We start from the raw sequence: 12,992 nt of genomic DNA, 5'->3' as shown, positions 1-12,992 counted from the left end.
GCCTTGCACGCGCCGCAACGGGACCGACAATTTGCCGACTTGCATGACAACCGGATGACGAGAGTGGAGACGCGGCGCGCGCCCGTCAGCGCGTCGGCATTTCGTCGGCACTGAGAATGTTGAGCCGCTCGCCGGGCTTCAGGCTGTGGGGCCGGTCGCGCACTTCCAGCACGGCCCTCTCGGCCTTCTCGACACAATCATCGAACTCGCCATTGCCGGCCTCGGCCAGCGCCTGCTGAATGTCCCGCTCGGCGAAATAGCGCGACACGTCGTCCGCCGGCAGGGTCGCCGCCTGTGCGCGGGCCTCCGCCACTGCGGCGTCGCAGATCTCCTGCGTCGGCTCCTCGTCATGCGCCGATGCGACTGCGATCGTGAGGACTAGAACCGCGAGACTCACGGCGGACAAACGCGACATCACCTCGACGAACCCCAGGGAAAAGCAGGTGTCAAAGACGAAGCGCCGGTTCGCAAACTGGCGCTCGGAGTGAGCAGGATCCGACGGGACGATATGTCCCGCCGGATTGGTGCCGATCAATCAATCGCGGTTGAACGCCCAGCGACCCCAGTGGCCCCAGTGACCCCAGTGGTCCCAATCGTGCCAGTGGTGATGCTCGTGAGCCAGCTTGCGGGCCAGCTCCTGATTCTTTTCGACCAGCAGCTTGGGCGTGCTGTAGGTTCGGACGAAGATCGGGTTCGCGTAGAACCAGACGTTCGACCAGGCCTGCACGTCGTTGGTCACCTTCTTGACGCCGCCGACCGTGCCGAGGTGCGAGGGACATGCCGGATCTGTGCAACTGACGGTGGCGTTGTTGGCATCGAGCAGCGGATTGCCGGCGCTGTCGGACACGTTCGGAGTCGCCGGCGGGATGTTGGTGCCGCGGGCGCGGATGTAGAACGGTGTCTGGCCGGCGATGAAGGTGGTCGTGAAGCTGAGGCGGGTCGAACCGTCGCGCAGCTTGTGGCTCCGCATCTTGGTCGCCTGGATCTGCTTCGCGATCTTGGCCGACGGGTTGTAGACGATGGCCGCACCATCGACACCCTTGGCATTGGCCACCGCATAGCCAGGGGCGCCCGGCGCGATCGGACCGGTGATGTCGCCGGTAATCAGATCGACGTGGTCGAGATAGGGCTTGTTCAACGGCTGCTTGATGCCGACCGGCAGCAGCAGCGGGTTGTTGAAGCCGTACGGGCTGTTGTTGGAGGCCGGAACGGTCATCTCCATCTCGAGCGTGACCTTCTCGCCCGGGCGCACGACGAGCGTCTCGCCCATCGTCTTCCAGTCGTCGTCCCACTCACCCTTCGCACGGAACTCCATGTCGGAGCCGATGATGTCGGCGTTGACCGAGTAGGAATTACCCGAGCGCATGCCGTCGATGATCGACTGCTGGGAGAAGCGCCGCTCGTTCGGCACGTACAGCCTGGTGTACTCGCCGGGGATGAAGTCCGCCGTCGTGCCGGGATCGCGCGCGCCATAGACGCCGCGGCTGTGCCAGTCCGAACTCTGGAACAGGAAGAAGTTGCGGCCTTCGCCGAGCAGACCGTCCCACAGCCCGCCGACCTTGGCGGTGTAGACGCCCTGCATGCCGTAGGTGCCGCCGCCGACTGCGCCCGAGCCATAGGAGCCCGAGCCGCCGTTCACGCCGCCCTCGGCCATATGACCCGGGGCTTCGATGCCGAACGCGACCGTCGGGCCGGCGTTGTTGAAGTCACGGAAGTGCTCGATGTTGTAGCCGGCCGAGCCGTTCGGATTGAACGGTCCCTGCCGCTCGGTATGGGTCGGCACAGCATAGGATTGCAGCGGGTGGTTCGCCTGCAGCCAGGCGATGCCGGCGACGGCCTTCTGGTGACCGGCCGTGCCGGAATTGTTGACATTGTCCTTGCCGGCCCAGACCGGGTTGTTGCTGGCATCGACCGGACCGATGGCGTCGGTGTCGGCGCGGTCGAAGCGATATTCGAACTCGGCCATCTTGTCGGCATTGCCGTAACCGCGCGGGTTCTGGCCGGCGATCACGGCGACGTCGCCATGCTCGTGACCGGGCAGGATCCACTCCAGGCCCTCGACCAGCACCTTGTTGTAGGTCGCGGTGCGATTGACGATGGTTGGGTACTCGATCTCCTTGATCGACTGCCAGCGCCACATCTTGGCGCCGGTATCGGTGCCGTTCGGCGTGCCCTTCAGACTGGTGATCGTAATGCCGTCGATGGTCTTCCCGAGCGTCTGGCTCCAATACGTCGTCGTATTGTCGCCCGGGATGTTGGCGCTCGCATCGCTGAAGCGGCAATCGCGGTTGCCCGAACCGCCGTGGTTGCCGAGCGTGAACCAGTCGAGATCGAAATTGTTGCCGCCAGCCGCCGCGGTGCCCTTGCCGACCGAGCGGTCGATCGCATAGCCGGCAGCAACCGAACCGTCGGTGCAGGTGTTGTGGTTGTGCATGTCGCCCGCGACATACGGATTGTTCTTGGTCGTTTCCCCCCAACGCTCCCCAGCGTCGGCGCTCTGTGACAGGGCCAGCGAGACCGAGGCCGCTGTCAGCAGGATTGTCTTGGTAGATGGAACCATTATCGTCGCCCCTAAAGAATTCGATCGATCTCCAAACCGAGATGACAACGCGACCGATGCGCCGTCGTCATTCGCGGCGCGACCAAACCAAAACTCGGAGACAGTTTGTTGAAGGATTTATTTTTGCTGGCGTCTTCCCCACGAACATCGCGGTCGGCCGTCGTTGCGAAATTTTTGTGACACTGACGTTTGCCCGGTGACAACGGCAAGTGTGCCGTTGCATATACGCGCCGCGCAACGAGCGCGGTCCGAGTTGTAAAGAACGTATGTCAGCCCCTGCCATGTCGAATGCGGCGCAGACCTTCGAGAGCGCCTCTGCACGCTCCAATCAGCAAGATGGCAACAGCTCTTCCCCTGCGCGATCATCATCCGTGACCGCCCTGCGCGGGCTCAGCAGGGAGCCACTCCTGCACTTCCTCGTTCTCGGTGGCCTGATCTTCGCGGCCGATGCCATCATCCACCCGCCGGCGAAGGACGAGAAGGTCATCACCGTGACCAAGGCCCTGCGCCAGTCCTTCATCGACACGTTCGACGAGGACAAGCAGCGGACCCCGAGCGAGGCCGAGCTGCAGAAGATGGTCGAGGCCTGGGTCGCCAGCGAAATCCTCTATCGGGAAGGCAAGACGCTCGGCGTCGACCGCGGCGACGAGATGATCCGCGACCGTGTCGCGTTCAAGCTGCAATATCTGATCTTCGATCAGGTGCGCGTGCCACAGCCGAGCGAGGAGCAGTTGCGCGCCTGGTTCGCCGACAATCATGCCCGGTTCGACGAGCCCGAGCGTGTCAGCTTCTTCATGACGCCACCCAGCGACGAAGCGACGGCGCGGCGCTATCTGGACGACATTCGCGAGCAGCGCGAATCCGAGGAGCTGCGCGATCAGACGCGCGCGATTCTCGACCGACCGGTGCCGAGCCTGGCCGCCGGCTTCGGCGACGGCTTCAGCGACGGCCTGCTCAAGGCGCCCCTCCAGGAATGGACCTTGCTGCAGTCGAAGGACGGGTGGCACGTGGTTCGTCTCGACGCCCGGAAGCCGGGCGCTCCGGCGAAGCTCGAGGACGTCAGCGCCGAGGCGGCCAAGATCTGGCACACCGAAGAGACACGGAAACGGGCCTGGGAGGCGGTGAGCCGGCTCAAGGCCAACTACACGATCAGGTACGAGCCGTGACCTGCGCACGTGCCCTCCTCGCCATCGCGCTGGCGCTCGCCGGACTGCTGCTTGGGCGGCCGGCGGTCGCGCATCAGGCGACGATCGCCGTGCTCGAGTTTCGCGAGATGCGTCCCGGCGCCTATATCGGGCGATGGACGACCTTGCCGAAGGATGGCGTCAACCGCATCGATCTCAAGATGCCCCCGCATTGCTACCTGCGCCTGCCGGAGCTCAATTGCGGCGACAAGGGCCTCGTCGGGCAGATGACGATCGCCAATCTCGGCGAGGACATGTCGGCTGCCATCATCCGCGTGACGTCGCTCGCTGGAGAGACGCGCAGCTATACGATCTCTGCGGCCAATCCGGTCGTGACCGTGCTGGGCACCGATGCGCCGACGCTCGACACCTGGCTCGAGCTGGCCAAGACATACGTCAATCTCGGCATTGACCACATCCTGCTCGGCGCCGACCACCTGCTGTTCGTGCTCGGGCTGATCTGGATCGTCCAGGGCGGCTGGCGCCTGCTCAAGACGATCACGGCTTTCACGATCGGCCATAGCGCCTCGCTGGCCGCAACAGCGTTCGGATGGATCGGTGTCGCCGAAGGGCCGCTCAACGCCTGCATCGCGCTCAGCATCGTGTTTGTCGGCGTCGAGATCGTCAAACAGCAGCGCGGCGAGATCGGGCTGACCGCCCGCTACCCATGGGCCGTCGCTTTCAGCTTCGGTCTGGTGCACGGCATCGGCTTCGCCAGTGCGCTCGCAGGCCTCGGGCTCGAACGACGGATCCTGCCTGCGGCATTGCTCTTCTTCAATGTCGGCGTCGAGATCGGACAGGTCCTGTTCGTGCTGCTGGTGCTGGCGCTGATCTGGGCACATCGCCGCCTCGGCGCGGCGCTGCCGCGCTGGGGCGCCGAGCTGCCGGCCTATGCAATCGGCTCGGTATCGATGTTCTGGTTCCTGGGCCGCCTGGTGCGGGTTCTGGCGGCCGCATGATGACGAATGGGACGAACATGATCGCGCGCAAACTCCTGCACGCCGTGTTGGGTGCGGCGCTGCTCTCGCTGCTGACAGCGAATCCGAGCCTTGCCCACGAGCAGACGGGCGTCGGCGGCGGGCTGGCCAGCGGCCTGCTGCATCCCTTGACGGGGCTGGATCATCTGGTCGCGATGGTTGCAGTCGGCATCTGGGGCGCGCAGCTCGGCGGCGCGGCGATCTGGATCCTGCCGGTCGTCTTCCCGCTGGTGATGGCGTTCGGGGCCATCCTGGGAATCCTCAAGGTCGGATTGCCCGTCCCGGAGCTCATCATCGCGCTGTCGGCGCTGGTGCTCGGGCTCGCGGTCGCGATCCGCATCCGTGTCCCGTTTGCAGTTGCGGCCATCATCGTTGCGATCTTCGCCATCTTTCACGGCCACGCGCACGGCGTCGAGCTTCCGACGGCGGCAAATCCCCTGGCCTATGGCTGCGGCTTCGTGGTCGCGACCGGTCTTCTCCACGCCTGCGGCATCACCATCGGCGCGCTCGCGCGCTGGCCCGGCGGCGAGCGCATCATCCAAGGCGTCGGAGCAGCCATCGCCGCGCTCGGCGGCTACTTCCTGGTCGCGAGCCTCGGAGTCGCGGCATGAGCACGTACCGCCGGACCGCCCTGCTCGCATCGGCGCTGCTGCTGACGCAAGCGCAGCTCGCTGATGCCCATATCGTGTCGGCCCGGCTCGGCGACTTCTACGCCGGCGCCCTGCACCCGCTGCTCGCGCTGCAGGACGTCGTGGTCTGGGTCGCCCTCGGGTTGCTGGCCGGCTCGCTCGGTACGGCGAGCGGACGCTGGCTCGTCGTGGTGTTCCCGCTCAGCTTGTGCACGGGGCTTGCACTCGCCGCCGGCTCTGGCGCAACGGCGGTGTCTCCACTCGGCGATGCCGCGACCATTCTGATTCTCGGGCTGCTGCTGGCGGCGGCCTTGCGCATTCCCGTGGTCCTGCTGAGCATGATTGCATTCGTGCTCGGCGTGATGCGCGGCGCCGCCAATGCCGGCGAGCTCGTGCCGCAGACCGACCGCCTCCTCTACGCCGCCGGTCTCGCCAGTGCGGGCTACGTCACCATCACCCTCGTGATGGCGCTGGCGGTCACCTTCAGGCGTCCTGAGACCGAGCCGGTATCGAGCTGGCGCGGGATCGCGGTGCGCGCAGTCGGTGGCTGGGTCGCCGCAATCGGCCTGATGATGGCGGGACTATCGCTCGCAGCCTGAGCTGGCCTATGCTCGGGCGATCCGACCCCGCGAATTCCAGGGCTGCGTGACCGACGCCATCAACATCGTTACGATCGTCGCGCTGCTCCTGACCTGCGCCGGACTGATCTGGACAGATCTGCGCAGCGGGCTGCTGCCGGACTGGATGAATGCGCTGGTCGCCGCCAGCGGCTTCGCAAGACTGGCGACGCTTGTCGATCTCCCCGAGGCACTGTGGAATTGCGCCGCAGCCCTCGCCCTCGGCTCGGCGCTGCTGCTGCTGCGGCTGCTCTACGCAATGGCCCGCGGCCGCCAAGGATTGGGCCTCGGCGACGTCAAGTTTCTGATGGCTGCGACGCTTTGGGCCGGCCTGCCAAATATGCCGATCCTGCTGCTCATCGCCGCGACGACGGCACTCGCCGCAGCGCTCGTCCTCTTCATCATGGGCCGCCGGCTGACAGGCCAAACGGCGCTGCCGTTCGGCCCGTTCCTCGTCCTCGGCCTGCTTGCCGTACTCGCTCTGCAGGCCACCGCGAGCGAATTGCTCGTGACCTTCTGAATGCGGTAAGCCGTGACCTCAACGCGCCCGCCGCGCCATCCGCTCGCGTCCGCCCGGCGGCGCAGGCGGGGTCATCGGTCCCGCCTGCACGTCGCCGCTGCCGGCTGTGCCGAGCTGCGGCATTTGCAGCGTGACGGTCTCCGGCGCCTTCAGCAGCGAGGCCTCACGCGGTCGCAGCGACTGCAGCACCCATCCCTCATGCGAGGCGCCGACCCGCAAGCGCAGCGACGCCTGCGACGAGGCATCGACGAAGATGCCGAAGCTCTCCTCGTCGCCGATCACCGTGCCGACGAGCTGCAGGTTTGGTCGTTCCGGCTCTTGCTGCGGCGGAGGCGGCGGCGCTCGCATGACCATGACGGGTGCGGCAACCGGTGGCGGCCGGCGCGAGGCCGAGAAGATCGGACGGTCGCGCGTCGCCGAGAGAGCACTGATCGGAACATCCCACAGCGGGTTGGCACTCCTGCGCCCCGGGACTTGCGCGCTGGGCGCCTCGGAAACGGCCGGCGGGTCGGAGGCGCCGGGCGCGGCCTGCGCGGGCGCAGCGGGCTCGAGACCATCCGCCGTCTCACCCCAGGCACGGCCGAGCGAAGCTGCAAGCACGCATACGGTCGCAACGGTGACGAGACCTGAACCGACGAACGATCGCATCACATTTTTCCCTGCCATTGGCCCGACACGGTGACCAGCACCGTCAGCCGCCCCACACCGCCGGCCGCGGCCGCCAGCGGTTGCTGCACGTGCAGCTGATCGACGAAGAGAAACGGCAATCCCGCTTCGAGATCATAGAGCAACTGCTGCAGCGCCGGCTGTTCGAGCTCGCAGCTGGCGACGACGCTGATCAGGTTCTCGTTGCCGCGCGCCGCCGGTAGCTCGACCTGGGTCGACAGCACGCTGCCGCCGGCCTTGCTGATCGCCTCCGTGAGGCGCTGCACCAGCGCCGCGCCCGCGATGGTGACCGTTCGTCCCTCGACGAACACCGATCCGCCCGGAGCCGTCGCGCTGTCCGAGGAGGAACTGCTGGCCGGCCGTTTGCGTCCCGAAAACTGCGCCAGTTGCGCGTTGGTGTCATTGAGCTGGTCGCGCTTGGCGACGAGATCGGCGACCGCTGCAGCACCAAGCCAGAGCAGCGCGACGATGGTCGTCGCATAGAGGATCGCAGAAGCGGCCGGCGAGTTCACGAAGATCCGGCGCAGCGATGTCGACCAGTTCATGCCCGGTCCCCGAAATAGGCGTTGATGCGCGCCTCGATATGGAAACGCTCGCCCGCTTCCCCGGCGGTGCGCGTCGTCGGCGCATAGAAGGTGGCGCGGCTGAACTGCGGCGACTGCTCGATCAGCCGGATCAGCGCGGGGGCGTCCTGGGTCAGGCCGGAGATCTGCAGCCGATCGTTCTCGACATGCATCTCGACGACATACGTCCCGTCGGGCAGAATCTTCGACAGCGTGTCGAGCACGATGACGCTGGCGGGACTGGTCTGCTTGCGCTTGGCGAGCAGCCCGTCGGCGGCGGTGGCGCCCATCGCGGGCCGCAGCGCCGCGCGCAGCCGCGTGACCTGCGCCTGCGCATCTTCGAGCTCGCCATCGAGATATCCGCCGATCAATGTCGTCGCGATCAGCAGCACGGCCGTGGTCGCAGCAACCGACAGCCAGCCGAGCTTGAGCACGCGCCCGAGATCGCGCCCGCCGGCAAGCGACGAGCGCAGCGACGTCTTGAAGATCTGGATCTGGCCGCCATCGGCTGAGCCGACATCGGCGGTGATGACGAGCCTGGCGGCGCCGACCTGATCGGCCAAGGCAAGCAAGGGCTGGACCAGAGCGCGCGGCGTCGCCGCGAGCGTCAGCGCGATCCGATCCCCGACTGCGCGCGGGGCGCTGCAACCGTAGAGGACCTGATCGAGATTCCACGGCGTCAACCTGCCGATCTGCGTCCGGATCATGCCGTCGAGAAACGGCTCGGCCTGCTTCGGAAAGTCGAGCGGGCGGACCAGGACGCTCTCGGCGGCCAGATGGATTTCCAGCGCGGCGCCGCGCAACGTTCGCAGCCACTCCGGCGAGAGCCCGGCCTGCGCAGCGCCGGCCGCCGGATTCACCCTTGCCGGCGCCGGCATCGGCTTCGCCTTCGGTCGCGCCTGAATCGTCAAGACGACGCTTTCTGTTCGGTCATGGCGGACCTGGACCTGCGGACGTCTGAGCTGCCGATCGGCCACGGCTTCGATCGCTGTCGCGACGCTGGCCGTCCATGCCGTCAGTCCGCGCTCGATCGCTTCGGTCAGCTTCATGGCATCCTCCGCGCCTGAAGCGCTCCCCTCGGTTGCGGCCCCTCGTCCTGGCGCGCCAGCAGCCGATAAGGCTCCTCGCCTTCGCCGGGAACGATCACCGCCGTCGCCGCATGACGAAGCCCGCCCGCCGGACTGACGACGATGCGCAGCCGATAGGCCTTGCTCTTGCCCTTGGCGGCATCCTTCGCAACAGGACCGAGCGTCTGGGCCAGCGTATCGGCATCCTGTGACAGCGACGCCCTTGCGTTGAGGAAATCCTTCAAGATCAGCGGCGTCATTCCCGGCAACGCTGCAACGACCTCCGGCGCAGCGATCGTCGGATCGATTCCGGGAGAGCCGTTGAAGACGGTCACCAGCGGAAGGACCCGATCGACGAGCGATGCGGGAATGCCGAGGACGAGCGACAGCTCGCCGACATGTGCGAACGGCGCCAGGCGCGGGACACGCTTGAGACCGGCCGCCGCATAGCGCGCCTCCTCCGCCTGGGCCCTGGCTGCATCGGACGGCTTGGAGCGCCACGCGACCACCCGCTCGGCATGATCCTTGGCAGCATCCCGGTCGACGCCCAGCGTGACGAAGAGGTTTTCGAGCATGTCCTTCGAGGCCGTGTTGAGATCGATCCGCGCCGCTTCGTTGACGAACGAGACTGCGATGTCGTTGCCTGCAAGGGCCAGGCGGAAACCGCCCTGCCGCGGCCGCTCCTCATCCTTGGACAGCAGCAAACGATAGGCCGACAGTTCGATGGCCGCCGAGATCAGCGCATCGGCCTCGACCGCCTCGTCTTCGAGCCGCAGCAACCGCGCCGAGCTGCCCAGCTGCTGCGAGACGACCACGACGAGGGCCGCCAGCGCCGCGAGCATCCACAGCGCAGCGATCAGGATGAAGCCATCCTGCGCGCCGCGCCGGTCGGCAGAGCCATTGCTGAAGAAGCGAACGGGCATCAGTCGACCGGCTCGCTCTTGTTCGGTTGGGCCGGCTCGGCCACGGCTGGCTGGTTCGCGGTGCCGCCCGCTCCCGTATCGGCAAAACCGCCCCCCGGCGCATCGACCTGAATACGGACTGCGCTGACCAGTACGGCCGCGCCGCCACGGCTGTCGTCGTAGATCGTCATGCGGACGGCGGACGGCAGCTTGGTCGCATCGCGCCATTCCGTCGTCCAGGCCATCGTCCTGTCGGCATAGGCGAACGACATCCGGAACGGCGCCGACAGCAGCACCACGGGATCGACGAATTTGAAATGCTCGGTCACGGGCTGGCCGACCGACACGGGCTCGAACGCGGCACGCGATCGCCGCAGAGCGCGCTCGCCCCTGCCCCCTTCCTCGCCGATGCGCACGATATCGAGGCCATGTCCCGCATTCGGACCAAACTCGGCGCGCACGAACATCGCCGAGACCTCGTCGCCCACGAACAGCGGTCCCTTCTGCTCGCGATTGGCCGAAACAAACTGCACGGCAGCGAAATCATCGCCGACCCGCCGCAGCGCGGCGGCCACCATCTCGGCGCGCTGCACGCGATCCAGTCCGCGCTTCCATGCCGGCAGCCATTGCGACGTCACCGCAGCCAGCGCCGACAACACGATTCCGGCAATCGCGAGCGCGCCCAGCGCCTCGATCAGCGCAAAGCCCTGCTGTTTCGGTCGATCGGGTGGGACGCGCATCAGCGCGCTCCTCGCGCGAGGCGAACCGTCTGCACATCGGCGACGGCGCCCGAGCCGGTCTTCACACGCAAGGTCACTGCCTCCGGAATCCACCCGGTCTGCCCGGCCGGCTCATTCCAATCACCACCGAGCGGCCTGACTTGCAGCACCACCGCCCCAGAGCCGGAGCGCTGATCGATCCTGCCCGGCTGCAGCCGGCTGCGATCAGCCAGCACCGTTGCCAATGCCAGCCTCATGTCGGTGACCAGGGTGACATGCTGTTCGAGCTTGCGAACACTGGCCGCGTTGCGCGACACCACGGCGCCGATGGCGATGATCGACACGCTGACGATGGCAAGCGCGACGAGCACCTCGATCAGCGTGAAGCCTGCGTCACTCCGGTCGCCTATATCAACCATTGGCAAGCGCGCGCGAGACAATGTCGATCCTCCCCGTCAGCCAGTTCACCCTGATCTCCAGGCTCAGATCGGCGCGCGACAAGGTAATCGCGCCGCCGCAGGACAGGCCATCAGGAAAGAAGCTGATCGTCGCCAGCACCGGCCGATGCTGGCAGCTGCGCGGCAACGTCGCCAGGAACGCGACGTCGTCGGGCAGCTTCAACGCAGCCGCGCCGCTACCGGAGCGGATCAAGCGGCGCGACGTGTCGATCTCAGTGTCGACGCGCGTACCTGTCCGCATCGACGAGGCACGATCCGACTTCAACAGCGTCGCCGCCTGCAGCGCATAGGCCTGCAGCCGCGGTCGCGACGTCTGTCGCGGCAGATAAGGCAGCGCGACGGACGCCAGCAGCGCGACGATCGCGAGCACGCAGACCATCTCGAGCAGCGTGAAGCCGCGCTGGCCGTCGTCACTCACTGCGCGCGCTCGTCTGCGTCGGCGTTCCCAGGACGATGTCCGCCGCCGTTCCGCTGCCGCCCTCCTGGCCATCGGCACCGTAGGACAGGATGTCATACGGGCCGTGGTCGCCCGGCGCGCGGTAGACATAGGCCGTATTCCACGGATCCTTCGGCACGGCACCGCCCTTGAGATAGGGGCCGTTCCAGGCGCTCAGTCCGGCCGGCCGTTGCGCCAGCGCACCGAGACCTTCCGAGGTCGAGGGGTAGCGGCCGGCATCGAGATAGAACAGATCGAGCGCCGCCGAGAAGCTCTGCAGTTGGATCCGCGCCGCCTTGGTCTTGGATTCACTGAGATAGTTCAGAACGCGCGGACCGATCAGCCCCATGATCAGTCCGATGATCGTGATCACGACCAGCATCTCGACCAGCGTGAAGCCGCGCTCCTGCTCGCGCCCGGCCCTCGTGGCCGGCTCGATCTGCGTATCTGATCTCATATCGTTCTCCTTGATGTCGGTCAGCCGACCAGTTGCGTCACCGAAAGCAGGGCCGTCATGATCGAGACGATCAGGCCACCGACGACCACGCTGATCAGCAGAATGGCGGCGGGACCGACGATGCCGACGACACGGTCGAGTCCCCGCTGCAGCTTGGCTTCGTAGAATTCGGCGATCCGGGTCGACAGCGTCGGCAACTGGCCGGTCTCCTCGCCGAGCCGCAGCATGCGCAGCGCCATCGGCGGCAGCATGTTGTCGGCCGACAGCGCCTGGGACAGCTTGCCACCGTGACGGACGCGATCCGCCGCCGCCGACCATGGCGCGCGCGACGACGTCACCGCCATCACGTCAACGAGGATGCGCAGGGCCGCGCTCAGATTGACGCCGCAGCCGAGCAGCAGGCCGAGATTGCGACAGAACAGGCTGGTCCGATAGAACAGCAGGAGGCTGCCGATGCCGGGCGTCACCGCCAGCACACTGGTCAGGCCGGCGCGAACCGCGGGCTGACGCAACAGCCACCAGCCTGCCGCAAGCAGCGCCGCACAGCCGAGCGTGATCGCAACTGCATTGGCGCGCAGCAGATCCGACATCGTCATGAAGAAGCCGAGCGCGGTATCGGCACGGCCGCCGAAGTCGCGCAGCACGGCAGAGAAGTTCGGCAGCACGGCCACGAGAAAGAACAGCATCACGCCGATCGCCGCGAGGAAGACGAAGGCGGGGTATTGCATCGCGTCGGTCAGTTTGCGTCGCGTCGCCTCGGAACGCTCGCGTTCGCCGGCCAGCGCAGTCAGCACGTGGTCGAGCGTTCCCGACGCTTCGCCGACGCGCATCAGCGCGACATACATCGGCGAGAACAGCCGCGGCTGGGCAGCCGCCGCGTCCGCGAAGCTTTCGCCGGCCATGATCGCCGCGCGCAGCCGCGCCACCACGGGACGGAGGCGGCCGACGTCGGAGTCGCCGGACAGCAGGTCGAGCGCGTCGTCGAGCCGCGCGCCGGCCTTGAGCAGCAGGGCCAGGTCGCGCGTGAACGTGGTCACTTCAGCCGCGGACGGAGCGCCGAACGAGAGCCCGGACGCAGCCCCCGTCCGCTCCTTCTCCTCCACGGTTTCGATCGGCAGCAGTTGCAGATAGGAGATGCGCCGCTCGACCTCGCCGCGCGACGGCGCGACGAGGGAGCCGACGACGATCTCACCGGACTGCGTCAGGGCGCGATAGCGGTAGCTCGGCACGATCCACC

General features: G+C 67.0%; 16 protein-coding genes. 5 read left to right on the top strand and 11 right to left on the bottom strand.

Features of this window, described 5'->3' with window-relative positions; all coding sequences use genetic code 11:
- Positions 1-85: 85 nt before the first annotated feature.
- Together QW863_RS25235 and QW863_RS25230 are read right to left on the bottom strand one after the other, a co-directional pair.
- Positions 86-415 (bottom strand): hypothetical protein, encoded by a 330-nt coding sequence (locus QW863_RS25235; RefSeq protein ID WP_315768971.1) that lies wholly within the window; start codon positions 413-415, stop codon positions 86-88.
- Between the two features lie 120 nt (positions 416-535).
- Positions 536-2,560: a hypothetical protein gene (locus tag QW863_RS25230; RefSeq protein WP_315717480.1), complete on the bottom strand. Its 2,025-nt coding sequence runs from the start codon at positions 2,558-2,560 to the stop codon at positions 536-538.
- A gap of 281 nt (positions 2,561-2,841) precedes the next feature.
- Here QW863_RS25230 and QW863_RS25225 point away from each other — a divergent pair, with 281 nt between their 5' ends.
- The 5 genes from QW863_RS25225 to QW863_RS25205 are packed head-to-tail and all read left to right on the top strand — an operon-like array spanning position 2,842 to position 6,487.
- Entirely contained in the window at positions 2,842-3,726 is an 885-nt protein-coding gene (locus QW863_RS25225) for a peptidylprolyl isomerase (protein ID WP_315769033.1), read from the top strand.
- A complete protein-coding gene (locus QW863_RS25220; RefSeq protein ID WP_315768969.1) occupies positions 3,723-4,703 on the top strand; it encodes a HupE/UreJ family protein in 981 nt (326 codons plus the stop codon). Before QW863_RS25225 ends, QW863_RS25220 begins: the two co-directional genes overlap by 4 nt.
- A 17-nt stretch (positions 4,704-4,720) precedes the next feature.
- Entirely contained in the window at positions 4,721-5,332 is a 612-nt protein-coding gene (locus tag QW863_RS25215) for a HupE/UreJ family protein (RefSeq protein ID WP_315752557.1), read from the top strand.
- Complete coding sequence (locus QW863_RS25210) at positions 5,329-5,949, top strand: HupE/UreJ family protein (RefSeq protein ID WP_315768967.1); 621 nt, start codon at positions 5,329-5,331, stop codon at positions 5,947-5,949. Before QW863_RS25215 ends, QW863_RS25210 begins: the two co-directional genes overlap by 4 nt.
- A gap of 46 nt (positions 5,950-5,995) precedes the next feature.
- Positions 5,996-6,487: a prepilin peptidase gene (locus QW863_RS25205; RefSeq protein ID WP_315768965.1), complete on the top strand. Its 492-nt coding sequence runs from the start codon at positions 5,996-5,998 to the stop codon at positions 6,485-6,487.
- A gap of 18 nt (positions 6,488-6,505) precedes the next feature.
- On the opposite strand, the gene QW863_RS25200 is transcribed toward QW863_RS25205, so the two are convergent.
- The 9 genes from QW863_RS25200 to QW863_RS25160 are packed head-to-tail and all read right to left on the bottom strand — an operon-like array spanning position 6,506 to position 12,984.
- A complete protein-coding gene (locus QW863_RS25200; RefSeq protein WP_315717475.1) occupies positions 6,506-7,135 on the bottom strand; it encodes a hypothetical protein in 630 nt (209 codons plus the stop codon).
- Positions 7,135-7,698, bottom strand: coding sequence for a type II secretion system protein GspM (gene gspM, locus QW863_RS25195; RefSeq protein WP_315717474.1), 564 nt, complete (start codon positions 7,696-7,698; stop codon positions 7,135-7,137). The genes QW863_RS25200 and gspM overlap by 1 nt, the downstream gene beginning before the upstream one ends.
- Positions 7,695-8,765 carry a PilN domain-containing protein gene (locus QW863_RS25190; protein WP_315717473.1) on the bottom strand — a complete coding sequence of 357 codons (1,071 nt, stop codon included), beginning with the start codon at positions 8,763-8,765 and terminating at the stop codon, positions 7,695-7,697. The genes gspM and QW863_RS25190 overlap by 4 nt, the downstream gene beginning before the upstream one ends.
- A complete protein-coding gene (locus QW863_RS25185) occupies positions 8,762-9,706 on the bottom strand; it encodes a type II secretion system protein GspK (RefSeq protein WP_315717472.1) in 945 nt (314 codons plus the stop codon). The genes QW863_RS25190 and QW863_RS25185 overlap by 4 nt, the downstream gene beginning before the upstream one ends.
- Positions 9,706-10,425, bottom strand: a complete 720-nt coding sequence (locus QW863_RS25180) for a type II secretion system protein (protein WP_315717471.1) — start codon at positions 10,423-10,425, stop codon at positions 9,706-9,708. The genes QW863_RS25185 and QW863_RS25180 overlap by 1 nt, the downstream gene beginning before the upstream one ends.
- Entirely contained in the window at positions 10,425-10,823 is a 399-nt protein-coding gene (locus tag QW863_RS25175) for a type II secretion system protein J (protein ID WP_315717470.1), read from the bottom strand. The genes QW863_RS25180 and QW863_RS25175 overlap by 1 nt, the downstream gene beginning before the upstream one ends.
- A complete protein-coding gene (locus tag QW863_RS25170) occupies positions 10,816-11,280 on the bottom strand; it encodes a prepilin-type N-terminal cleavage/methylation domain-containing protein (protein ID WP_315717469.1) in 465 nt (154 codons plus the stop codon). Before QW863_RS25170 ends, QW863_RS25175 begins: the two co-directional genes overlap by 8 nt.
- A complete protein-coding gene (gene gspG, locus QW863_RS25165) occupies positions 11,273-11,755 on the bottom strand; it encodes a type II secretion system major pseudopilin GspG (protein WP_315717468.1) in 483 nt (160 codons plus the stop codon). The genes QW863_RS25170 and gspG overlap by 8 nt, the downstream gene beginning before the upstream one ends.
- Positions 11,756-11,775: 20 nt before the next feature.
- The gene (locus QW863_RS25160) at positions 11,776-12,984 is read right to left on the bottom strand and encodes a type II secretion system F family protein (RefSeq protein WP_315717467.1); all 1,209 of its coding nucleotides are present in this window, start codon (positions 12,982-12,984) and stop codon (positions 11,776-11,778) included.
- Positions 12,985-12,992: the final 8 nt, after the last annotated feature.

Source organism: Bradyrhizobium sp. SZCCHNR1017 (assembly GCF_032381375.1).
Taxonomy (GTDB): domain Bacteria; phylum Pseudomonadota; class Alphaproteobacteria; order Rhizobiales; family Xanthobacteraceae; genus Bradyrhizobium.
The sequence above is the reverse complement of the archived record's forward strand: the minus strand, read 5'-3'. Positions and strand labels throughout refer to the sequence as shown.